Origin of the sequence: Xanthomonas nasturtii (assembly GCF_023337365.3) — a bacterium.
GTDB lineage: Bacteria > Pseudomonadota > Gammaproteobacteria > Xanthomonadales > Xanthomonadaceae > Xanthomonas > Xanthomonas nasturtii.
Genome location: NZ_CP142084.2, coordinates 2669419 through 2691518 on the forward strand (window position 1 = coordinate 2669419; position 22100 = coordinate 2691518).

General features: G+C 66.9%; 16 protein-coding genes, 1 tRNA gene and 1 pseudogene. 7 read left to right on the plus strand and 11 right to left on the minus strand.

Features of this window, described 5'->3' with window-relative positions:
- Nucleotides 1-19 precede the first annotated feature (19 nt).
- From M3O59_RS11730 to M3O59_RS11755, 6 genes are all read right to left on the minus strand, one after another.
- Nucleotides 20-994, minus strand: coding sequence for a TraB/GumN family protein (locus tag M3O59_RS11730; protein ID WP_116904955.1), 975 nt, complete (start codon nucleotides 992-994; stop codon nucleotides 20-22).
- Nucleotides 995-1027: 33 nt separating this feature from the next.
- Nucleotides 1028-1963 carry a DUF1684 domain-containing protein gene (locus M3O59_RS11735; protein WP_147308430.1) on the minus strand — a complete coding sequence of 312 codons (936 nt, stop codon included), beginning with the start codon at nucleotides 1961-1963 and terminating at the stop codon, nucleotides 1028-1030.
- Nucleotides 1963-3834, minus strand: coding sequence for a DNA mismatch repair endonuclease MutL (gene mutL / locus M3O59_RS11740; RefSeq protein WP_116904988.1), 1872 nt, complete (start codon nucleotides 3832-3834; stop codon nucleotides 1963-1965). The genes M3O59_RS11735 and mutL overlap by 1 nt, the downstream gene beginning before the upstream one ends.
- Nucleotides 3835-3971: 137 nt before the next feature.
- On the minus strand, nucleotides 3972-5684 hold the full coding sequence (locus M3O59_RS11745) for an N-acetylmuramoyl-L-alanine amidase (RefSeq protein ID WP_147308431.1): 1713 nt from the start codon (nucleotides 5682-5684) through the stop codon (nucleotides 3972-3974).
- A 70-nt stretch (nucleotides 5685-5754) separates the two neighbouring features.
- Entirely contained in the window at nucleotides 5755-6255 is a 501-nt protein-coding gene (tsaE, locus tag M3O59_RS11750; RefSeq protein WP_116904957.1) for a tRNA (adenosine(37)-N6)-threonylcarbamoyltransferase complex ATPase subunit type 1 TsaE, read from the minus strand.
- Nucleotides 6252-7739 carry an NAD(P)H-hydrate dehydratase gene (locus M3O59_RS11755; RefSeq protein ID WP_116904958.1) on the minus strand — a complete coding sequence of 496 codons (1488 nt, stop codon included), beginning with the start codon at nucleotides 7737-7739 and terminating at the stop codon, nucleotides 6252-6254. Before M3O59_RS11755 ends, tsaE begins: the two co-directional genes overlap by 4 nt.
- 24 nt (nucleotides 7740-7763) lie before the next feature.
- Here M3O59_RS11755 and queG point away from each other — a divergent pair, with 24 nt between their 5' ends.
- Nucleotides 7764-8831: a tRNA epoxyqueuosine(34) reductase QueG gene (gene queG, locus M3O59_RS11760; protein WP_116904959.1), complete on the plus strand. Its 1068-nt coding sequence runs from the start codon at nucleotides 7764-7766 to the stop codon at nucleotides 8829-8831.
- 147 nt (nucleotides 8832-8978) lie between these two features.
- The gene (gene xseA, locus M3O59_RS11765; protein WP_116904960.1) at nucleotides 8979-10316 is read left to right on the plus strand and encodes an exodeoxyribonuclease VII large subunit; all 1338 of its coding nucleotides are present in this window, start codon (nucleotides 8979-8981) and stop codon (nucleotides 10314-10316) included.
- A 44-nt stretch (nucleotides 10317-10360) separates the two neighbouring features.
- On the opposite strand, the pseudogene M3O59_RS11770 reads toward xseA, so the two are convergent.
- Nucleotides 10361-11129: pseudogene (locus tag M3O59_RS11770) on the minus strand (AcvB/VirJ family lysyl-phosphatidylglycerol hydrolase); the annotation flags it as partial.
- Between the two features lie 176 nt (nucleotides 11130-11305).
- Nucleotides 11306-13168, minus strand: coding sequence for a formylglycine-generating enzyme family protein (locus tag M3O59_RS11775; RefSeq protein ID WP_249046875.1), 1863 nt, complete (start codon nucleotides 13166-13168; stop codon nucleotides 11306-11308).
- Between the two features lie 97 nt (nucleotides 13169-13265).
- Between M3O59_RS11775 and rnd the strand changes: the two genes are divergently transcribed.
- Complete coding sequence (rnd, locus tag M3O59_RS11780; protein WP_064633288.1) at nucleotides 13266-14357, plus strand: ribonuclease D; 1092 nt, start codon at nucleotides 13266-13268, stop codon at nucleotides 14355-14357.
- A gap of 207 nt (nucleotides 14358-14564) precedes the next feature.
- Here rnd and ligD read toward each other — a convergent pair whose 3' ends face one another.
- The gene (ligD, locus tag M3O59_RS11785) at nucleotides 14565-17192 is read right to left on the minus strand and encodes a DNA ligase D (protein WP_116904961.1); all 2628 of its coding nucleotides are present in this window, start codon (nucleotides 17190-17192) and stop codon (nucleotides 14565-14567) included.
- Nucleotides 17193-17465: 273 nt separating this feature from the next.
- Here ligD and M3O59_RS11790 point away from each other — a divergent pair, with 273 nt between their 5' ends.
- The 4 genes from M3O59_RS11790 (at nucleotide 17466) to M3O59_RS11805 (ending at nucleotide 19753) form a co-directional block, all read left to right on the plus strand.
- Nucleotides 17466-17867 (plus strand): H-NS histone family protein, encoded by a 402-nt coding sequence (locus tag M3O59_RS11790; RefSeq protein ID WP_064633285.1) that lies wholly within the window; start codon nucleotides 17466-17468, stop codon nucleotides 17865-17867.
- Nucleotides 17868-17957: 90 nt separating this feature from the next.
- A tRNA-Ala gene (locus M3O59_RS11795) sits at nucleotides 17958-18033 on the plus strand.
- A 164-nt stretch (nucleotides 18034-18197) separates the two neighbouring features.
- A complete protein-coding gene (locus tag M3O59_RS11800; RefSeq protein ID WP_064633283.1) occupies nucleotides 18198-18368 on the plus strand; it encodes a hypothetical protein in 171 nt (56 codons plus the stop codon).
- A 299-nt stretch (nucleotides 18369-18667) separates the two neighbouring features.
- Nucleotides 18668-19753, plus strand: coding sequence for a sensor domain-containing diguanylate cyclase (locus tag M3O59_RS11805; protein ID WP_116904962.1), 1086 nt, complete (start codon nucleotides 18668-18670; stop codon nucleotides 19751-19753).
- A 41-nt stretch (nucleotides 19754-19794) separates the two neighbouring features.
- Here M3O59_RS11805 and M3O59_RS11810 read toward each other — a convergent pair whose 3' ends face one another.
- Together M3O59_RS11810 and M3O59_RS11815 are read right to left on the minus strand one after the other, a co-directional pair.
- Entirely contained in the window at nucleotides 19795-20304 is a 510-nt protein-coding gene (locus tag M3O59_RS11810) for a chemotaxis protein CheW (RefSeq protein ID WP_064633279.1), read from the minus strand.
- Nucleotides 20305-20315: 11 nt separating this feature from the next.
- Complete coding sequence (locus M3O59_RS11815; RefSeq protein ID WP_116904963.1) at nucleotides 20316-21974, minus strand: methyl-accepting chemotaxis protein; 1659 nt, start codon at nucleotides 21972-21974, stop codon at nucleotides 20316-20318.
- Nucleotides 21975-22100: the final 126 nt, after the last annotated feature.

The window sequence follows — 22100 nt, forward strand, 5'->3', positions numbered from 1 at the left end:
CGCGCCCAGGCGCCACTGATCAGCGGCCGGCCTGCCCTGCGCAGGCCGAGCAGATCCGCGCCACGTGGTAACCACGTGCACGCAACCGCTCCACTACTCCGTCGTTTCCCAACAAGTGCAGCGCACCGACCACCACCAGCGTGGTTCCGCTGCCTTTGCCAAGCCGCTGTTCCAGCCGCGGTACCCAGCGCGCATTGCGCTCGACGTTGATGTCCTGATACAGCGCCGGATAGTGGCGGCGCATGTCCTCGGCCATCTGCGTGGACAGCGTATGCACGTCGCCATTGCGCCAGGCCGCGTGCAGCTGCTGCAGTTGATCGCTGGTCTCGGCCTCGTCCAGCGCTTCTTCCAGCAACTGATGCTGCTCGGTCGGCGACATGCCGTCGAGCAAGGCGATCTGTTCCGCGGCACGCTCCAGACCATCGGCCGGCTTGCCACGTGTCTGCGCCTGTTGCATCAGGTAATGGTCCAGACCCGCGTTCGGGTCCATGCCCTGCCGGGTCATCTCGGCCAGGCTGATCGTCAGCGCCACAAACCACGGTTCCATCGGCTGCAGGCTCTCCAGCGATATGCCGTACTTGCGCGCGTAGGCACGCAACGCCTGCCAGGTCTTCGCATCCAGCGTGTTTTGCAGCGTGCGCCCGTCGGTGCGCCGCGCTGCCTGCAGCATGCGGCTGCCCAGCTCGGGCGATTGCGCATCGGCAGGCGGCAACTCGAACAGCAGCCGGTCGGCCTTGGCGAAAGCCTGCAGCACATCCGGCGACAACGGGTAGTCGCTGGGCTTGAGCACATGGAACGAGCCCAGCAGATACAGCGTACCGCCCTTGCCATCGACCTTCCACAGCAGCGGCACCGGCGGGCCGGTCGGCACATCACTGGCGCCACGCGCCCACACCGGCACCAGCGCCCCGCTCCACAACATCAGGCCGAGCAGCGCGCCGCTGCACCAGGCGGCGACGCGTCGGCGCGTTGAGGTTGCCGCTTTCATCTTCATCGTGCTGCTCCGCGCATGTCAGCGTCGCGCATGTCAGTGCGGCACCTTGTAGGTCTTCTCGCCTGCCGACACCGCCAGGTCGATCCGGTTTTCCGGCGGCGGCAACGGGCAGGTGGCGAACGGGGTGAACGCGCACGGCGGGTTGTAGGCGCGATTGAAATCGACCACCACCTGCCCGGAAGCATCCGGCACATCCAGGTCCAGAAAACGCCCGGCCGGATAGCTGCCATGGCCGCTGGTGCGGTCGGCGAACACCACGAACATCGGCCGCCCCGGCTCGCCGATGGTTTCCAACCGGTAGGCCTTGCCGTCGCGCTCGAACTCGATCGCACCGGCATTGGGCTGCTCGCTACTGATGCCGACGATATCCACGATCGCAATGGTCTTGCCGACATCGTTGGGCACATAGCGCGCGCTGATGCGCCAGGACGGGTCCACCGGCCAGTAGTCCAGGCCTGCGAACTGGATGCGCGAGGCCGCGTCGGCATGCTTGACCCGCAGCGCATAGCGGTCGCCGCGATGGATCAGGCTCAACACGCCCTTGCCATCGTCGAAATGGATGAAGCTGGGCTGCGGATCGCGGTCGGACTGGAAGCGGATCCGGCCGGTCAGTGGCTTGCCGTCCAGGTTCAGCGCTGCGCCACGCTCGGGCACGAACCAGACCATGTCGTTCTCGGTGGACACCATGCCCATCTTCGGCGGGCCCACCGCGAGTTTGATGCCACTGTCGGCGCTGCTGCCGATGTAGTGCGCCTTCAGCGAGAGCCAGTGCAGGCCAACCAGGCTGGTCCAGCCATCGGGGGCGCGCAGCTCTTTCAGACGTGCTTCGCGCCAGGCGGCGGTGTCGGCCAGAAACGTCTTGTCGAGTGCGACCGGCGCGGCGGGCGCTGGCGCATCGCGCCCGCAACCGGACAACGCTACTGCCACCAGCATGCCGAGCAGCCAGCCCTTCCCCCTGTGCACTGCCATCAACGTCCCCTGAGAAACCAACGATCGATATCGCTCAGCGTAAACCGAGCCCAGGTCGGTCGGCCATGGTTGCATTGACCCGAGCGCTCTGTAGCTTCCATATCGCGCAGCAGCGCGTTCATTTCGGGCACGGTGAGGCGGCGATTGGCGCGCACCGCGCCATGGCAGGCCATCGTGGAGAGCAGCTCGTCGCGTGCGCTGGCGATGCGGCGGCTTTGCCCATGTTCGCGCAGATCGCCAAGCACATCGCGCAGCAGCGCCTCCGGCTCGGCATTGGCCAGCAGTGCAGGAATGCTGCGCACATGCAGCGATTGCGGGCCGGCGCGGGTGATCTCGAAACCGAGCGTGGCCAGCGTTTCGGCTTCGCGCTCGGCGGTGTCGGCTTCGCGCTCGCCCACCGCCAGCGTCATCGGCACCAGCAAGGGCTGTGCATGCAGGCCGATACTGTCGTGCGCAGTTTTGAGCCGCTCATAGCCGATGCGCTCGTGCGCCGCGTGCATGTCGACCACGATCAAGCCTTCGGCGTTTTCGGCCAGGATGTAGATGCCGTGCAACTGCGCCACCGCATACCCCAGTGGCGGCACCCCGCTGTCTGCTGCAGTTGCCGGCAATCCGGTGCCGGCCATCGCCGGCATGCCTGCCGATTGCTGCGCGCTGCTCGGTGGCGGCGCATACAGCGCGCTGTAAGCGGCGCGCGCTTCGTCCACGCGCAGACCCAACGGCGTCTGCGAAGGCGTCCAGCTTGCGTAGCTGTACGCGCTGTTGCCGCTACCGGATGTGCCACCGTGGTTTGCAACGCCGCCGCTGGCAATGCCGCCCATTCCGCCGGAGGTGGCACCCGCGTGGCCATCGCTGCCGATGCTGTTGGGCGTCGCACCAGCGCGGGTGTGCGCCAACGCGTCCTGCAAGGTGCGATAGACGAAATCGTGAATCAGCCGCGCTTCGCGGAAGCGCACCTCGTGCTTGGCCGGATGCACGTTGACGTCCACGCGCGCCGGGTCCAGTTCCAGGAACAACACGTAAGCCGGCTGGCGGCCATGGAACAGCACATCGCCATAGGCCATCTTTACCGCGTGCGCCACGCTGCGGTCGCGTACCGACCGGCCGTTGACGTAGAGGTATTGCTGGTCGGTGCTGGCACGCGAGTAATGCGGCTGCGCGACCCAGCCATGCAGGCGCAGACCGGCACCGCTGTGGTCCACGCGCAAGGCCTGGCGCGCGAAATCCTCGCCCAGGGTTTCGCCCAGCCGCGCATCCGAATACAGATCGCCCGGCTTGTAGCGCCGCGACGGTTTGCCGTTGTGCGAGACGCGCAATTCCACATCCGGGCGCGCCAGCGCCAACGAGCGCAGCCACTCTTCGATGTGCCCGAGTTCGGTACGTTCTGCACGCAGGAACTTGCGCCGCGCCGGCACGTTGAAGAATAGCTCGCGCACTTCGACCGTGGTACCCGGCGCATGCGCGCGCGGCAGCACCTCACCCAGGCGCCCGCCGTCGATTTCCAGTGCCGAGCCGTGTTCGGCGTCGTGGCGGCGCGAGGTCAGGGTGAAGCGGCTGACCGAGGCGATGGACGGCAAGGCTTCGCCGCGGAAGCCGAGCGTGGCCACGGTTTCCAGGTCGTCCAGCGAGGCAATCTTGCTGGTGGCATGCCGCGACACCGCCAGCGGCAGTTCGTCCGGGGGGATGCCGCCGCCGTTGTCGCGGATGCGGATCAGCCGGACGCCGCCTTCTTCGAGCTCGATATCCACGCGCGTGGCGCCGGCATCGAGCGCATTCTCGACCAGTTCCTTGACCACCGAAGCGGGCCGCTCGACGACTTCGCCGGCAGCGATCTGGTTGATCAGAATCTCGGGCAACTGACGGATTGCCATCAGCGCGCGCTCCACTGCTGGAAGCGCAAAACACGGTGCGTCGGGAATGTGGCAGGCAAGACAAACGTCGGCACGGCAATCCGGCGGCGCGCAGGCGCCGTCATCAAGGAATCAGTGCGCAATGATAGCCGAGCGGGTCAGCGGCTGCCGCCGGCCACGGTGCCGACCGCATCGGCCTCGGCCTGCGCGCGCGCTGCGAACAAGGTGCCGGGCGGCGGCTGGCGGGTGAAAAAGGTATCGATGCCGTCGAGCACGGCTGCCGCGATCTTGCGCTGGTAAGCCGGGTCGATCAGGCGACGCTCTTCGTCCGGATTGGAGATGAAGGCGGTTTCCACCAGCATGGCCGGCATGTCGGAGGTGCGCAGCACCGCAAAATTGGCGCGTTCCAGCTGCGGCTTGTGGTTGTTGCCGATGCGCTTCAACCCACCCAGCACATGACCGGCGGCGTCTTCGGAGGCTTTCATGTGGCCGCTCTGGGCCAGGTCCAGCAACACGTTGGCAAGCGTGCTTTCGGTCTGCTGCAGGCGTACGCCACCGACCAGATCGGCGGCATTTTCCTTGTCGGCCAGCCAGCGCGCACGTTGCGATGAGGCGCCTTTGGTCGACAACACGTAAACGGACGAGCCGGTGGCGCTGCGGTTTTCGGCAGCGTCGGCGTGGATCGAAATGAAGATGTCGGCCTTGGCGGCGCGCGCTTTTTGCGCACGCATCGGCAACGGAATGAACACGTCGGTATCGCGGGTGAGATAGGCCTTCATGCCCGGCGTGGCGTTGATCTGGCGTGCCAGTTCGCGGCCAACTGCCAGCGTGACATCCTTCTCGCGCTTGCCGGTGGGGCCCATGGCGCCCGGATCCTGGCCGCCGTGGCCCGGGTCGATCGCCACGATCAACGGACGCATGCCCGGTGCCATCTTGACGCGCGCAGCTTCGCTGGGCAGCACCGGACGCGGCGGAATGTCGTCGTCGCTCGCGCCAGCAACGGCATTGGGCCCGCTGTTGGGCATGGGTGCTGCGGCGCTGCCCGGCATGGCAGCTGCCGGCGCTCTACCGCCGTTCAAGATTGCTGCGGCGGATGCGCTGCTGCCGGCCACTGCTGCGCCAGCCGATGAATTGCCGGTAGCGACAGCGGCACGGTTAGGTGTGTTGCCGGCAACGCCGGCCGGCGCTGCGGTGCCGGTAGCTGCGGTGGTGCCAGGGCGCGGCGTCGGCACGCCGGTAGCCACCGTGGTCGGTACCGGTGCTTGCGTGACGGTGGGCATTGCCGATGCCGGCACGTACGCTGCAGGCGGTGGAATCGACGGTTGGGGTGGCGGCACCGAGGAGGCACGTTGCGCAGAGGCGGCCAGCGCGGCGGTTGCACGTGCGGCTTCGGTTTGCGCATTGAGCGGACGCGGCTCCGGCACGGCAGCAGGCATCGCCGCAGCGGCAACGACCGAGGTCGCGGCCGGGGCGGGATCGCCTGGCCACTCGATCACCAAAGTCGACGCACTGCCCAGCGTCTGCATCTGCGGCTTGAGCGGCGTCACCGGCGTTGCCAGCTCGAACACCACCCGGAACGTCCCCGGCACCGGCTGCCCGGTGCGCACCGAGGTCACCAACCCGGCAGCGGGCGGCAGCTTGAGGCCGCGCATACCGGACGAATCGGGAAAATCCACCACCAGGCGATTCGGATTCGCCAGCGACAGGGTTTTGAAGCCGCCGCTGCCGGCCAACTGAATTTCTGCGCGCGTGCCGGTGGCGCCAGTGCTGACACCGACCCCCTTGATTTCGCCGGCCCACGCAGCAAAAACCGCCAGGCTGAGGCTGGCGGTCAGGGCGGAAGCACAGAACTGGCGGATCCCCGGTGTCATGGCGCTGGATTCAATCACCCAACTGCGTGAATTGCAAGGTGATTTCCCTTAATAATCCACAACCTGGCGTTCATTCTTCTTGTGCGGCGGCAAAAAGAGCCCGCAACTGGGGCTGCTGCGAGAGGCGCTCCAGCCAACCGCGTCCGGTCGCGCTACGGCCCAGCAGCCGGACGCTGCGGCCTTCGCCGGCCACGGCCAGTTCCACGTCCAGATCGACTGGAGGCAGGACGCCTGCACCGCGCTCCGGCCATTCGATCAGCCACAGGCTTGCACTGCCTTCGTCGAGCCCGAGAAAGTCCAACTCTCCGGCATGCCCGATGCGATACAGATCCAGATGCCAGGCTTCATCGCCGGTACGCAGCGGGTAGCGTTCGACCAGTGTGTAGGTGGGGCTGCGAATCGGCCCGGTGACGCCGAGTGCGCGCAACAGCGCGCGTGCGAGCGTGGATTTGCCGGCGCCCAGGTCGCCATGCAACTGCACCACGGCGCTGGCAGGCCGTACCGCTGCCAGCGCCTGGCCCAGGATTTCGGTGGCCTGGGCGTCGTCCAATTGTCCGTTGAGCTCGCTCATGCACTGGCTCCGGCGTTGGCAAGGCGGCGCAGTTCGGGAAGCAGGTCTGTCGGCAACAGGCCACGCTCGCCTGCGCGTGCGGCCGCATCGCCGGCGCAGGCGTGCAGCAAGGCGCCGAGACTGGCGGCATCGAACGCCGACCAGCCCTGCCCCAGCAGCGCGGCGATGACGCCGGTCAACAGGTCGCCCATGCCGCCGACCGCCATGCCCGCATTCCCCGCATCGATGATGCGCGGCAAGGCATCGGGCGTGGCGACCACGGTGCCGGCGCCCTTGAGCACCACCACTGCGTCGTAGCGTGTTGCCAATGCTGCAGCAGCGGCCAGACGATCGCGCTGGATTTCCCCGGTCGAACACCCCAGCAGACGACCGGCTTCGCCTGGATGTGGGGTCAACACGCGCCGGCCACGCGCCGGCACATCGGTGCCAGCCAACAGATTCAGGCCATCGGCATCGATCACCAGCGCCGTGTCCGAGCCCAGCGCCGCGCGCCACAAGGTCTGCGCCCAGGCGTACTGCCCTAGCCCGGGCCCGAGCGCGACCGCATCGGCGGCGTCGGCCAGTGCGGCGATGTCGTCATCGGCCTGCACGGCACGCACCATCGCCTCGGGGCAGCGCGCCAGCAGCGGGGTCACATGCTCGGCACGCGTTGCCACCTGCACCAACCCGGCGCCACTGCGCAAGGCCGCTTCGGCGGTCAGCATGATCGCGCCACCGCTGCCCAGGTTGCCGCCCACGCACAGCACCCGCCCGGATTCGCCCTTGTGCGTGTTGCGGCGACGCGGGCGCAGCTGCGCTGCCAGCGCATCGCGATTCCAACTGTGTGCGGCTGGCGTTAGTCCGTCGAATGCGGATGCCGGTACCTCCAGCGACGCGACCGCGCGCTCGCCGGCGTACTCCAGCGCATCGCCGGTGTAGAGCCCCAGATGCGGCACGATGAATTGCAAGGTCAGCGACGCGCGGACCGCGGCGCCGAAGGCCCACCCGTGATCTGCATCGATGCCGCTGGGAACATCCAGCGCGAACACCGGTACCCCGGCCGCGTTGATGGCGTCGATCAACGCAGCGGTCGCCTCGTCCGGCGCGCGGTTCAGGCCGATGCCGAACAGCGCATCGACAATCACATCGGCCTGCGCCAGCGCATACGGAAACAACTCGATCGCGCCGCCAACGGCCAGATAGTCGGTGCAGGCACGCTGCGCCAGTTCCGAGGCCGGGCCATGCTCGGGCAGATGTACCACGCGCACGTGGCGCCCTGCGCGCTGCGCCAGGCGCGCTAGCACATAGCCATCGCCGCCGTTGTTGCCGGTACCGCAGACCACCACGATGCGGCGCGCCTGCGGCCAGCGCTCCAGCAAGCATTGCCAGGCAGCCTGCCCGGCGCGTTGCATCAGCAGGTAGCCATCGCCACCCAGCAGCATGGTGGCCTGCGCATCGAGCGTGCGTGCGGCAGCGGTGTCGTAAAGAGCGAGCGGTGCGTACATGCCGGGAATTCTATACTTGTCGCCATGTCTGCCGTCCTCGCCCGCCCCGACCCTACCGATGCCGCCGCGCGTATCCGTGCGCTTGCGCGCGAAGCCGGCTTTCAACGCTGCGGCATCACCGGCATCGAGCTGGGCGAAGACGAGGCGCATCTGCGCAGCTGGCTGGCAGAAGGCCTGTACGGCACCATGCACTGGATGGCCCAGCATGGCGACAAGCGCTCGCGCCCGCAGGAGCTGGTGCCTGGCACCTTGCGGGTGTTGTCGGTGGGCATGGATTACGGCCGCAAGGATGACACCGAGGCCTGGAACACCTTGCACGACGGCAACCGTGCGTACGTGGCGCGCTATGCGCTGGGGCGCGATTACCACAAGCTGATGCGCAACCGGCTGCAGAAACTGGCCGAGCGCATCCAGGGCGAGATCGGCGCGTTCGGCTTCCGCGTGTTCGTCGATTCGGCGCCGGTGCTGGAGCGTGCTTTGGCGCGCAACGCCGGGCTGGGCTGGATCGGCAAACACACCTGCCTGATCGATCGCAACGGCGGTTCGTGGTTTTTCCTGGGCGAGATCTACCTGGATCTGCCGCTGCCCATCGACACGCCCGCCACCGCACATTGCGGCACCTGCACGCGCTGCATCGACATCTGCCCGACCCAGGCCATCATCGCGCCGTACCGGCTGGATGCGCGCCGCTGCATTGCCTACCTCACCATCGAACACGACGGCGCCATTCCCGAACAGATGCGCAAGCCGATCGGCAACCGCATCTTCGGCTGCGACGATTGCCAGCTGATCTGCCCCTGGAACAAGTTCGCCAAACGCACCGACGAGGCCGACTTCCGCGCCCGCAACGATCTGGATGTGGCAACGCTGCCGCAGCTGTTTGCCTGGGACGAAGCCGAATTCCTGCGCCGCACCGAGGGCAGCCCGATCCGCCGCAGCGGACACGAACGCTGGCTACGCAATATCGCGGTGGGCCTGGGCAATGCACCGGGCACGCCGGAAGTCCTGGCCGCACTGCAAGCGCGTCGCCACGACGACTCGGAGCTGGTGCGCGAACACGTGGGCTGGGCGCTGGCGCAGCACGGTCTCTGAGCCGCGAGCGTTTGCCATGCGTTCCGCTGGCGCCACAGCCATCGGCGCCACACGCGCGGCAGGCGATGGCCCACGATCAGCCACCGGGCTCATGAGCTTCGGGCAACCGATCACCCACGACCGGCGCCGCTACGGGATAATGCGGCGATGGCCGACCGCAACGAACAGATCCTCACTCCCAGCCAGCTCAATACGCTGGCGCGCGACCTGCTGGAAGGCAGCTTCCCGCTGGTGTGGGTGGAAGCAGAGCTGAGCAGCGTCACCCGCCCGTCCTCGGGCCATCTGTACTTCACGCTGAAGGACGCACGCGCACAGATCCGCTGCGCGATGTTCAAACCCAAGAGCACATGGCTGAAGTTCCAGCCGCGCGAAGGCTTGCGCGTGCTCGCGCGTGGACGCCTGACCCTGTACGAAGCGCGCGGCGACTACCAACTGGTGCTCGACCACATGGAAGAAGCCGGCGAAGGCGCGCTGCGACGTGCCTTCGACGAACTGCGTGCGCGCCTGGCGGCCGAAGGCTTGTTCGATGCCGAGCGCAAGCAACCGTTGCCTGCGCATGTGCGCCGTCTGGCGGTGATCACCTCGCCCAGCGGCGCGGCGGTGCGCGATGTGCTCAGCGTGCTGGCACGGCGCTTTCCGCTGTTGGAAGTGGACCTGCTGCCGTCGCTGGTGCAGGGCGACAGCGCCGCCGCGCAGGTCACCTCGCTGCTGCAGCGCGCCGATGCCTCCGGGCGTTACGACGTCATCCTGATCACCCGCGGTGGCGGCTCGCTGGAAGATCTGTGGGCCTTCAACGACGAACGCCTGGCGCGCGCGATCGCTGCCGCGCAGACGCCGGTAGTGTCGGCGGTGGGCCACGAGACCGACTTCAGCCTCAGCGATTTCGTGGCCGACGTGCGTGCACCCACGCCCTCGGTAGCGGCCGAATTGCTGGTGCCCGATCAACGCGAGCTGGTCGCACGCGTGCAGCGTGCTCGGGCACGCATGGCACAGCTGCAGCAGCATGCCCTGGGCACTGCCATGCAACGCGCCGACCGGCTTGCACTGCGCCTGCTTGCGCACAGCCCGCAGGCGCGCCTGCAACTGCTGCACCGCCGCCAGGAAGAGGCCGGCCGCCAGCTGCGCACACGCATGACCCAGGTGCTGGAACGCCTGCAATCGCGGATGCAACGCGGGCAGGCGCAGCTGCAATCGCACAACCCGCAACGCCATCTGGCCGGCCTGCAGCAACGTCTGCGGGCATTGCACCCGCAGGCGGCGATGCAACGCCGCCTGCAGCACGATCAACTGCAACTGCGCAGCGTTGCGCGCTCGCTGGAAGCGGTCAGCCCGCTGGCCACGGTGGCGCGTGGCTATGCCATCGTGACCCGCCCCGCCGATGGCAGCGTGGTGCGCAGCGCGGCCGACGTGGTCGCAGGCGAGCGCCTGCGTGCGCAGCTGGCCGATGGCAGCATCGAGGTGCGGGTGGACTCTGGCGAAGGCTGAAAGCAAGCGACGCATGACAGCGCCGGTTTCAGCGCTGAGCAACGTCAGGAGCGGCTAGGCACCTGCGCTGCATGCTGCCAGCCCTGCATCAGCAGCCCGGCCAACACCGCCGGATCATGATCGAAGTGGTGCCCGCCGGCGCGCGCGAGCACCTGCACGCCACGTGCGTGCAGTTCCGGACACAGCGTGTCCTTTTCTTCTTCGCCATAAATGCATTGCAGGCGATGCACATCCAGCGACTGGATGGCCGGCTCCACATCGCGTTCGGCATCAGTAGCGCAGGCTGTTCCAACCCACCACCGACACGCCCTGCTGCTGCAGTTGCGCGGCGATGCCCTTGCCCAGTTCGCGCCAGCCGCCATCGCCGGACAGCATGACCACCAGACGGTCGCTGCCGGGCGCATGCAGTTCCACCAGCGGCAAGTCGCCCAGGCCTTGTGCCTGCGCGGCCAGGAAGTGGCCGCGGGTGGCCGCGGCGATCTGCATCGGGCTGGCGTCGTCGACCAGATCGTCGAGAAAGCCTTGATTGGCATCGGGCATGTCGCACGAACAGGCCAGGCCTGGATCCTTGCTACCGGCGTCGGCGACCACCGCACCGCCCAGCACGTCGGGCGCCGCCGCAGCGGCCAGTGCTTGACGCGCCAGCACCGCACCGTCGCCCTGCCCGACCAGTACCGGCGGCAGGAAGGCATCGACATGGTCGGCGCGCAACAATTTCTTGCCCAGCCGCTCGGCATCGTCGGCCAGCGAGCTGCAGGCGGCATGATGCGAGCGCACGCGTTCGCGGTAAGTGGCGGTATCCACCACGGCCACGCCGGCGCTATGCATTGCATCCGGCCCCTGCAATGCACATGAAAAGGCCGGGAACTCTCTGCATCGAGAATTCCAGGCTGTAGTCGCTCGCCTTGAACGCTGTTTGGTGGAGGTGAGCGGATTGGTGGAGACGGGCGGAATCGAACCGCCGTCCCGAAGCGCCCCTCCCCTCAACTCTAGATTCCGCGCGCCAGCCGGAAGCCGATGCGTGCGCTGGTGGTGTCCGAATCCTGCGACTGTCGCCAGGCCGCGCGTGTCTGTTGCGGCGAATTGGCCCAGCTGCCGCCGCGGATCATGCGCTGCCGGCAGCCCGGGTTGTACCAGGCGGCGCCGTCGGCCGGCGCACGGCGGTAGCTGGCATGCCAGCAATCGGCCACCCATTCGCTCAGGTTGCCGCCCATGTCGTGCAGGCCCCAGGCGTTGGCGCGGAAGCTGGCCACCGGCGCCGGACCCCAGAAGCCGTCGCCGTAGCCGACAAAGCCGTTGTTCCAGTGCCGGCCGCTGCGCGAGACGTCGTTGCCGCCGGTGAAGTTGCCCGCATCGACCGGGGGCGAGCCGGCATTGCCCCATGGGTAACGCCCGGTGGTGCCGGCGCGCACCGCATATTCGAATTCGGCCTCGCTGGGCACGTGATAGTGGCGACCGGTCTGTTCCGAGAGCCAGGACGCGTACGCTTCGGCATCGCGGATGCTGATGTGCATCACCGGGCTGTTGGGCGCGGCCTGGGCGCCGTTGTAGTCGGACTGCCAATCCACGCCGCTGCGGCGGATGAAGTTGCCGCTGCGCTCGTCGTATACCACCGAATGCCCGCGCCGGGTGGCGCGCGGGCGCGCGCCGGTGGCTTCGACGAACTGACGGAACTCGGCCACTGTCACTTCGGTGATCGAGAGCGCAAACCCGCGCGCGAAACGCACGTAATGCGCAGGGCGCTCGTTGTCCGATGCCCCGGGCTCGGCATCGCCCGCCCCCATCTGGAAGGCGCCATGCGGCACCACGATCATCTGCGGCCCGCGCCCGCCCACCTTGAGCCCATCGGTGAACACCTGCCCGGGGCGGAAGCTGCCGTAATGCGTGGCCAATTCCAGGCGGCGGCGCAGGTCGCCGGCCACCGGGTCGCCGGGGTCGGCGATGCGCAGCACCTCGGCAAGTTTTCCCCCGGCCGGCTTGAGCCCACGTGGCGAGGTCAGATCGTGCAGACCGGCATCGTGCAAGGCGGCGATCTGCGCGCGGCGCATGCGTTCCACCCGCGCGCGTGCATCGGCGATGGTGGGCGCGCGTTCGCGCACCTGCCCTGCCATCTGCAGCCAGTAGCGGGCACCGACGAAATCGCTCGCCTGCGCGGCCCGTTCCGCACGCTCCAGCAGGCCGCTTTCGACGGCGGCCAAGCCCTGCCGGGTACGCGGATCGTCCGGGTCCAGTTGCGCGGCATCGCGAAAATTCGCCAGCGCGCCATTGCCGTCTTCACCCAGCCGTCCACCGCGCAGGTCTTCTTCGCCGGCGCGATTGAACGCGAGCACACGCTGCGCGGTTTCCACCTCGCGCTGCAGTGCGCGCACCTTGGGGTCCTGCGGCGCGAGCGCCAGTGCGACGATGGCCAACTCGCGTGCCTGCTCCAGCGCATCGTCCTGGCGCTCGGTCTGTTCGATCAACGCCGCGCCGCGCTCGAGCAGGCGGGCACGTGCCTGCGCCAGGCCGCGCAGGCTCTCAGCGTCCTTGCCTTCGGTGCGCTGCTGGATCGCCAGATACAACGGGATCGCATCGTCGGCATCGCGATACAGGCGGTCTTCCTGCAATGCCTGATCGGCGCGCTTGCGCACCTGCGCCAACGGCGCATCGCCCAGATCCACCGCGGGCGGTTGCCACTGCGCGACGGTTTCGGCGGATTCTTCGCCGCCGATGGAAACATTCGGCTTGCTTGGTGCGGCGGCAGGCGCAGGCTGCGGCGCAACCGCAGGGGCTGGCGTGGGTGTTCGCGTACACGCGCACACACTCAGAGCGATCAGTGCCCACGCTGCCACCCGGTTGCCGCACTCATCCACCACCTGCTCCTTCCAGTGCTCTGCCGCACGACAGGCGATCGCGACGTTAGGCTATTCTGCGCGTTCTGCGCAAACCCTTGCTGTCGACGGAAATCACGTGCCCCATTGGATCACCCACCCCTCCGAGCTGACCGAACGTCTACAGGCAGCGCGCCCGTCGCGCATCGGCCTGGATACCGAATTCATTCGCGAACGCACCTACTGGCCGCAGCTGGCGCTGGTGCAGATGGCCATCGGCGAGGAGATCCTGCTGATCGACCCGCTGATTCCCGGCATGAACGCGGCGCTCAAGGAGTGGCTGACCGCCACCGACATCGTCAAGGTGATGCATAGCGCCAGCGAAGACCTGGTCACGTTCAAATGCGCGTGCGGCGTCTTGCCGCGGCCGCTGTTCGACACCCAGATCGCCGCGGCGCTGGCCGGTGTCGGCGGCGGCATGGGCTATCAGAAACTGGTGCAGGAAGTGACCGGCACCTTGCTGACCAAGGGCGAGACGCGTTCGGACTGGATGCGTCGCCCGCTATCGCCGTCGCAGCTGGAATACGCCGCCGACGACGTGCGCTACCTGTTCGCCATCCACGACGAACTCACCCGCCGTCTTACCGAGCAGGACCGCCTGGGCTGGCTGGACGAAGATGCGCAGCGCCTGCTCGCCACGGTGGAGCACGACGATGGCGAACGCTGGCCGCACGTGAGCCTGCGCACCGCGCAATTCCTGGAGCCGGCGGCGCAACGTCGGCTGCTGCGGCTGCTGCGTTGGCGCGACCTGCAGGCACGTCAGAGCGATCGCCCGCGCAGCTGGATCCTGGACAACGAACTGGCCAGCCAGCTGGCGCGGTTTCCACCCGCCGATCTGGACGCGTTGCTGCGCCAGTTCGACAAATTCCCCAAGGCGCCGCGCAAGCTCGCCACTGCGGTGTGGGACGCGCTCAATACGCCGCTGCCCGACGAAGAGCATGCGCCGCTGGCGCAAGCCGCCACCGACGGCAACAAGGCCGTGCTCAAGCGACTGCAGGACACCGTGGCGCAGCGCAGCCGCGAACTCGGTCTGCCGGATGGCCTGCTGGCCTCGCGCCGACATCTGGAAACCCTGATCGAGCAGCGCAGCTGGCCCGCGGCGCTGGGCCAATGGCGCCGCGCAGTGCTGGAAGCGCAGGTGATGCCGTTGCTGGAAGAGACTGCGGCCTAGTGCGACTGCGCCTCCCGCACCTCAAGGCCGCAGCGATGCGGGCTTTTCGTGGTGTGTCGGTGAGCTGGCACCAAGGCCGCTGACAGCAACCTGGCGACAGCGCTCGGATGGGCGTGAACGACGCCGAATGCTTGACCCAACCACGTCGATGCCCAGCATCGTCACACATGGCTGGCGGCGCATTGGCCTGATCAACGGCACGCCGCGTCAATCTTCATCCTGCTCCGCCCAGCGCGCCAGGTTCTGCTGGATACGGTCCATGTCCGCCCACGGGTCCTTGCGACGGCGGCGCAGCTTCTCGGGGACATCGCGCAAGGTGAAGGCATCGGCGCGCTGCAACTTGGACAGGTCCGACCATGGCAGCGGCAACGCGACCGGCGCCCCCGGTCGGCCACGCAACGAGTAGGACGCCACCGCGGTGGCACCGCGGCCGTTGCGCAGATAGTCGACGAAGATGCGTTTGTTGCGCAGGCGCTTGGTGGCTGTGGCAACGAACCGGTCCGGCTCGGCCTGCGCCAATGCGTCGGCAAAGCTCTTGGCAAAGCGCTTGGTCACCTCCCAATCGCAGCCCGGGTTCAATGGCACCACCACATGCAGCCCCTTGCCGCCGGAAACACGCAAGAACGATTCCAGCTCCAGCTGCGCCAGCAGCTTGCGGATATCGTTCGCCGCCCGTTTGACTTCGGAAAACGGCACATCCAGGCCCGGATCCAGATCGAACACCACACGGTCGGCAACATCCGGGCGGTCGGCATGCGAGCCCCAGGGATGGAATTCCAGCGCGTTGAATTGCACCAGTTCCAGCAGGCCGGGCGCATCTTCCACCACAAGGTAGTACGCGTTGTTGCCGGTCTCTTCGGTCAGCTTCACCGAGCTCACGCGCTCGAGCCCGGCAGTGTGGTGCTTCTGGAAGAAGCACGGTTTTTCCGCGCCACTTGGGCAGCGGATGATCGATAACGGCCGGCCGACGATCTGCGGCAACACGTGATCCATCACCGCGTGGTAGTAGTCCCACACATCGCGTTTGGTCGCGCGGATATCCGGGTAGATCAGCTTGGTCGGGCTGGACAGTGCCGGCATCTCGGCCGATGCAGCTGCAGCCACCGCCGATGTGCGCGTGGCCGCTGCCGCACGCGTTGCCGCTCGCTTTGGCGCCTGCATGGTTGCACCCCCTTCATTTTTCGCAACACGTGGTGCCGGGCGCTTGCTGGCACACGTTTCGGCCGCGCCATCTGCCGCATCGCTGTCGGAAAGATCGGCAATGCGCTTGTCCGGGCGCAGCGCCTTGAACGATGCCTGGCGCAACAGCTGCTGCCCACCGATGCCGCGATAGAACACGTCCACGACAAAGCGCGGCGCAAACCAGGTGGCGCTGCGTAGATCGGTATCCTCGGTGGGGATATGCGCCGTCGGCTTGCGCCCGCCGCCCTCCAGCTGCCGGGCGACCTCGTGCATCAGCGCATCGGAGAAGCCGGAGCCCACACGGCCCACGTACAGCCAGCCGTGCACCGGGTCCGGGGTGGCCAGCAGCAACGAGCCGAAGCCGCTGCGGCTGCCCTTGGGCGCGGTGTAACCCACAACCGCGTATTCCTGGCTGGCCAGTTGCTTGGTCTTGCGCCAATCGTCGCTGCGCCCGTCGTGGTAAGGGCGGTCTGCGCGTTTGGAAATGATGCCTTCGAAGTGCTGCTCGCCGGCCACCCGAAACGCCTCGCTGCCATCGCCGTCCACATGCGAGCTGTAGGCCAGATGCGTATTGGGTGCGGCCGCGAGCACCTGCTGCAACAGCTGCTTGCGCTCGCGCAGCGGCGCCTGGCTGATGTCCACGCCGTCCACATGCAACAGGTCGAACACCGCCAGCGCCAGCGGCATCTGGCGTTCGCCGGACAAGGTGGCCTGCAGCAGATTGAAATCTTGCTTGGTGCCGCGTCCGGCAATCAGCTCGCCATCGATCTGCGCGCTGCGCAGGCCCAGCGACTGGATGGCGTCGGCAATCTCCGGCGTCTTGGCGGTCCACTCCAGCGCATTGCGCGACCACAAGCGCACCTTGCCTGCGGTGACGGTGGCCAGGATGCGGTAACCGTCCCATTTGATTTCATGCAGCCACTGCGCGCCTGCGGGCGGGGACTGGCCCAGCTTGGCCAGCTGCGGCGCGAACGGTCCATCTTCCATCTCGGCGCGCCGTGCATTGGTCAGCGCCAGCGCCTGCTTGGCCCAGGTTCCGCGCTTCTTTGCGGCCTGCGGCGGCGGCACGCGCGTCAGCGCTTTGCGAACGGCCTTGCCCGCGCCTGCGCGGCGCACATCGTCGGCAGGCGCGGCAGCGACATCGGCCAGCAGATCGTCGGCCTCCAACGTACCGGCATAGGCGTCGTCCTCCTTGAACAGCAGCCATTGCGGCTGCCGTGCCGGCTTGCTGGACCGCACCAGATGCCAGCCGCCCTTGAGCTTGTTGCCGAATAACTCGAACCGCAGATGCCCCTTGGCCAACTGCGCCTCCGGGTCGCCTGCGGTGGCCCACACGCCGTGGTCGAACTGCGCCACCTGCCCACCGCCGTATTCGCCCCTGGGAATCTTGCCCTCGAAGCCGGCGTAGTCGACGGGGTGGTCCTCGACCTCCACCGCCATACGCTTGACCTTGGGGTCGTAACTCGGCCCCTTTGGTACCGCCCAGCTCTTGAGCGCATCGCCTACCTGCAGGCGAAAATCGTAATGGCGACGGCTGGCGTGATGCAGCTGCACCACGAAGATCGCGCGCTGGCCTTGTGGCAGGGCTTTGCCCGGCTCGGGCTCGCGGGTTTTGTCGAAACTGCGCTTGCGGCGGTATTCGCTCAGGCTCATGGCAGACCTTTTCGCTTGGAGCGGCCAACAAAACGGTGCGAGCAGCACTCATTACCCGCTCCTGTATCGTCATGGTCGGGCCTGCTGCCCATAGAATCGGGTCAAGCAGTGCCCGTAGCGACAATGCGAAAGCGCCTGAATAGGCGTTGTGAAAAGCCTGTTCACGCCGCGTGCAAGCCCCTGTTCCCTAACGGCCGCCCCCCAGGCCACATGGCATAATGCCGCGCGCCCTCCGGGCAGCGTGTCCACTCTTTATTCCGAGGCCATACCTCTGTGAGCAATACCTCTTCAAAACTGGATTCCATCGCGCAAGCCAAAGCCAAGCTGCTGGACGAGCTGCAGAAGCTGGAAGAGCAGGAGAAAACCGAGCGCGCCAGCGAGGCATCCTCCGCGCATGCCACCATCGTCTCGCTGCTCGAGCAGTTTGCCGGCCACTTCAACACCAAGCAGCGCAACGACATTGCCGCCTACCTCGGCACCACCGCTGCGCGCAAGGAAGTGGTCAAGAGCGGCCGCAGCGAAGTGAAGCCGAAGTACGAACTGCCGCATACCGGTGAGACCTGGTCCGGCCGTGGCCGCACCCCGAAGGCCTTCGCTGCCTGGGAAGGCTCGGTGTCGTACAAGGAATGGAAGGCCAAGAACCCGGACCTGAAATTTCCGCTGATCCGCGAGTGATCGCATTCGGGCGCGCCAGTGCGGCGCGCTCTGCCGCTGCCGGCCAGCCCTTGGCGAACCGCGCGGCATGTGGTTAGAATCGAAGTACGTGGGGCGGTAGCTCAGCTGGGAGAGCGTCGCGTTCGCATCGCGAAGGTCGAGGGTTCGATCCCCTTCCGCTCCACCATCGAATCAAACGTACAGGCCCTGGAAACGTCATGTTTCCGGGGCTTGTGCGTTCTGGAAGACGCTGCCGCGCGGAACAGCGTGGGCACGCCAGCCGTCGCCGTGGCGCAGGGATCACACCGTGCGCGCTAACGTCCAGGCTTCTCTCCATAGCGGACGCAAGCCATGAACCACAAGGACCAACAGCCCGATACCGTCGCCGACGATGCGCACGGGGTGACCGAGAGTCAGCAGGACCGCAAGCACGACGATGCCGCCAAGCAGCGCCCGGGCCAGGAAGACCTCAAGGTGCATGACGAGCAGAGCCGTCGCCCCACCCGCAATGCGGGTCAGTAAGGAGTGATGCAGCCAACGCCGCAGCCGATGTGAGGACACCTCCCGCGGCTGCTGGCTGTGGCGCGCTTGCGCGCTTCATCGCCGGCGCTGATGTCTTGCACCGTCCCGCTCATCGGGCAAGATGGCGCCTGCAAAGACTGGAATGGGTCAGCGATACGCGCGGGCAGTCTTGTGGCAAGATCCGGACAGGTGTTTCGCTGTTGTTCCGATGCTGATCGCTGTCGTGCGACCGCTTCGACCAGTGCCAACCCGCTCCTCTTTCATCGCCTTGATGGCGCCTTGTTCCGGTGGTGCTTTGCATGCAGATACCCGACGCGCCTGCGTTGAACCTGATCCCGGTCACGCTGCTGCCAGGTGGCGTCAACGCCAATTTCGGCGCGCGCTTGCCGGCCAACGAGGATGAGCGTGTGGTGGCGCTGCACGCGTACGATTTGCTGGACACCCCACCGGAGCCAAGCTACGACGCGTTCACCGCAATTGCAGCTGCGGTCTGCCGCGCGCCGATGGCGCTGATTTCGCTGGTCGATACCCACCGCCAGTGGTTCAAATCCAGGATTGGCATGCAGCCGGCCGAAACGCCGCGCGAACTGTCGTTCTGCGCGCACGCCATCCTCGAACCCGATCAGGTGATGGAAGTCGGCGACACCCATCTGGACGCACGCTTCGTAAGCAATGCGCTGGTGACCGGGGAGCCGCAGATCCGGTTCTACGCGGGCGCGCCTTTGCTGACCTCCGACGGCATCGCGCTGGGCACGCTGTGCGTGCTGGATCGCAGCCCGCGTCGTTTGTCGGTGGCCGAACGCGACGCGCTGCAGGCGCTCGCCAGGCAAGTGGTCAGCACCCTCGAACTGCAGCAGGCCGCCCGGCTGGTAGAGCTGGACGCGCTGCGCGACGCGCTCACCGGGCGATGGAATCGCGCCGGGTTGGAGCATGCCTTGCAGGCGCTTGCAGATGCGCCCAGCGCAACGCCGGATGCCGCACTTGGTTTCATGTTGATCGAACTGGACGGCTTCAAACGGCAAAAACTGCAGGCTGGCGCGGCTGCCGCGGACGCCAGCTTGCTGCAGGCCGCCAGCGTTCTCGAAGCGCAGCTGCCGTCAGATGCGATCGTGGCGCGTCTGGCCTGCGATCAATTCTGCGTGGCGCTACCGGCAATCTCGGCGCCTGCGGCACTGGAGGCTGCCGAAGGCTTACGCAAGGCCATGGAAGAGGCGAGCTGGCCCACCGGCCCGTTGACCATCAGCGCAGGGCTGGTGGATGTTGCCGCACCCACGGCATTCGACAGCAACACCTTGCTGGCCCGCGCCCGCCACGCGCTGCAGCAGGCGCGTGGCGAAGGCCGCAATCGCGTGCACCGCTTCAACGGGTGGCACCCGCAGGGGTGATCGGCGCGCCCGGCGCTGCGCACCCGTTGTAGTGCTAGCGCTCAGGCCGCCAGCGCATCGGTATTTCCGGCGATCTCGTCTACCTGCAGCACCTGCTCCATGTCCAGCAGCACCACGAAGCGCTCGCCCACCTTGCCCATGCCGCGCAACAGGTCGCGACGGATATGCGTGCCGAACGAAGGTGCCGCTTCGATGTCCTGATCGGCCAGTTCGATCACTGCATTGACCGCGTCCACCAGCACGCCGATCACCTGCGTTGCTTGCGCCTGCTCGGTAGCCAGAATCACGATGCAGCTGCGTTTGCCGATCGCACTGTCCGCACGTCCCAACCGCGACTGCAGGTCTACCACCGGCACCACTGCGCCACGCAGATTGATGACCCCGCGCACGCAATCCGGCATCGACGGCACCGGCGTGGGCGTGCGGTATTGAATGATTTCACGAATGCCGAGAATGCTGGTGGCGAAGGTTTCGCCATCCAGTTGAAAGGTCAGATATTGCGCGGCGGCATCGGCGTCGCCGGGCATCACATCAAGCGTCGGTGCGGTCATCGGTCGATCTCTCAGAAACGCGCGAACTGGCCTTCGTCCGGGCCCTCGGACATCGCATACGCAGGCGCTGCATTGCTGTGCCAGCCACGCGCCCCTGCGGCACGCGCCGGGCGTGCGGCAACCTGCTTGCCGCGCTTGGGCGGCGCAGTGGTCGCGCCCTGCCCGCCCAGCCGGAAGAACGCCATGCTCTGCTGCAGCTGTTCGGCCTGCGCGCTCATCTCTTCGGCAGTGGCGGCCAGCTCTTCGGACGCGCTGGCGTTTTGCTGGGTGGTCTGGCTCAGCTGCACGACTGCCGAATTGATCTGGCTGACGCCGGAGGACTGTTCTTCGGACGCCGCAGAAATCTCCTGCACCAGATCGGAGGTGCGCTTGATGCTGGGCACGATCGAATCCAGCAAACGGCCGGCGCGGTCGGCCAATTCCACGCTGGAACTGGCCACCTCGCCGATCTCCTGCGCGGCCACCTGGCTGCGTTCGGCCAGCTTGCGCACCTCGGCGGCGACCACCGCAAAGCCCTTGCCATGCTCGCCGGCGCGTGCCGCCTCGATCGCGGCATTGAGCGCGAGCAGATTGGTCTGATACGCGATGTCGTCGATGATGCCGATCTTCTGCGCGATCTGCTTCATCGCCTGGGTGGTGGCGACCACCGCTTCGCCACCTTCCACGGTTTCCCTTGCGGCCTGGGTGGCCATGCCATCGGTGATGCGCGCGTTCTCGGTGTTCTGGCTGATCGAGGCGGTCATCTGCTCCAGCGAAGCGCTGGTTTCTTCCACACCGGCGGCCTGTTCGCTGGCCGCCTGCGACAACGACTGCGCAGTGGCGCTGACTTCTTCCGAGGCACTGGCCAGGGTTTCGGCACTGGTATTGACCTCGCCGACCACCTGCGACAGCTTCTGCACCATGGTGCGCATCGCTTCGAGCAGTTGCGCGGTTTCGTCGCGGCCATGCACATCGATCTGCATGGTGAGATCGCCTTTCGACAAGCCATTGGCCACCGCCACCGCGCGGCGGATCGGTCCGGTGACGCTGCGGCTGATCACCACACCAAGCAGTGCGCCGAGCAAGACGCCGCCGCAGATGATGGCGATCAATATCCTGGAACTGCGCGTGTGGATGGCGTCGGTTTCCGCGTTGGCCGAAGCGGCGCTGCGCTCGCGCAGGCCACTCAGATCGGCCATCAAGGTATCCACCTCGTCCGAGCTGGCACGTACCGCGCGTGAGAGCTCGGCCAGTTCCGGATTGGCTTCGCGCAGCGCTTCGCGGTTGGCTGCCTCGATGAAACGCCCGCGCTCGTCCAGATACGTTTGCCAGGCGCGATCGAATTGCGCCAGCTTGTTCTTGCCTTCTTCGGTTTCGAAACTGCCGCGTGCGCGACTCATGTGATCGACCACCTTGGCGGTGTATTTGTCGATGTTCTGCACGTGCGACTGGCGCTCTTCCGCGCTGCCGGCCAGCAACAGGTTGGCGCGTGCGCGGCCCGCGTAGATCAGGTTGATGTTGGCTTCCTTGACATTGGACAAGCCGAGCAATTCGCGCTCATACAGCGAACTCGACAGCGCGCTGATGCGGCCGGAGTTGGAATAGCCCACCCACCCGATGCATGCGCCGATCGCCGAGACGATCAGGAATGCCACGATCAGCCGGGTTCCGATTTTGAAGTTGCCTAACATTGGGGAGTTCTCTCAAGAATGATGCGTGGGCGACATGCGCTGCATGACGGCGATGGCGATGGCGCTGCGCGTGCCGCGCGCTGCGATGCGGCGTGTCTAACCAATCGCTAATGGCTATCGGCGACG

Excerpts from the sequence above, each read along its gene's own strand:
- M3O59_RS11730 (WP_116904955.1), bottom strand. The coding sequence starts at position 994 with ATGAAGATGAAAGCGGCAACCTCAACGCGCCGACGCGTCGCCGCCTGG.
- M3O59_RS11735 (WP_147308430.1), bottom strand. The coding sequence starts at position 1,963 with ATGGCAGTGCACAGGGGGAAGGGCTGGCTGCTCGGCATGCTGGTGGCA.
- mutL (WP_116904988.1), bottom strand. The coding sequence starts at position 3,834 with ATGGCAATCCGTCAGTTGCCCGAGATTCTGATCAACCAGATCGCTGCC.
- M3O59_RS11745 (WP_147308431.1), bottom strand. The coding sequence starts at position 5,684 with ATGACACCGGGGATCCGCCAGTTCTGTGCTTCCGCCCTGACCGCCAGC.
- tsaE (WP_116904957.1), bottom strand. The coding sequence starts at position 6,255 with ATGAGCGAGCTCAACGGACAATTGGACGACGCCCAGGCCACCGAAATC.
- M3O59_RS11755 (WP_116904958.1), bottom strand. The coding sequence starts at position 7,739 with ATGTACGCACCGCTCGCTCTTTACGACACCGCTGCCGCACGCACGCTC.
- queG (WP_116904959.1), top strand. The coding sequence starts at position 7,764 with ATGTCTGCCGTCCTCGCCCGCCCCGACCCTACCGATGCCGCCGCGCGT.
- xseA (WP_116904960.1), top strand. The coding sequence starts at position 8,979 with ATGGCCGACCGCAACGAACAGATCCTCACTCCCAGCCAGCTCAATACG.
- ligD (WP_116904961.1), bottom strand. The coding sequence starts at position 17,192 with ATGAGCCTGAGCGAATACCGCCGCAAGCGCAGTTTCGACAAAACCCGC.
- M3O59_RS11800 (WP_064633283.1), top strand. The coding sequence starts at position 18,198 with ATGAACCACAAGGACCAACAGCCCGATACCGTCGCCGACGATGCGCAC.
- M3O59_RS11805 (WP_116904962.1), top strand. The coding sequence starts at position 18,668 with ATGCAGATACCCGACGCGCCTGCGTTGAACCTGATCCCGGTCACGCTG.
- M3O59_RS11810 (WP_064633279.1), bottom strand. The coding sequence starts at position 20,304 with ATGACCGCACCGACGCTTGATGTGATGCCCGGCGACGCCGATGCCGCC.
- M3O59_RS11815 (WP_116904963.1), bottom strand. The coding sequence starts at position 21,974 with ATGTTAGGCAACTTCAAAATCGGAACCCGGCTGATCGTGGCATTCCTG.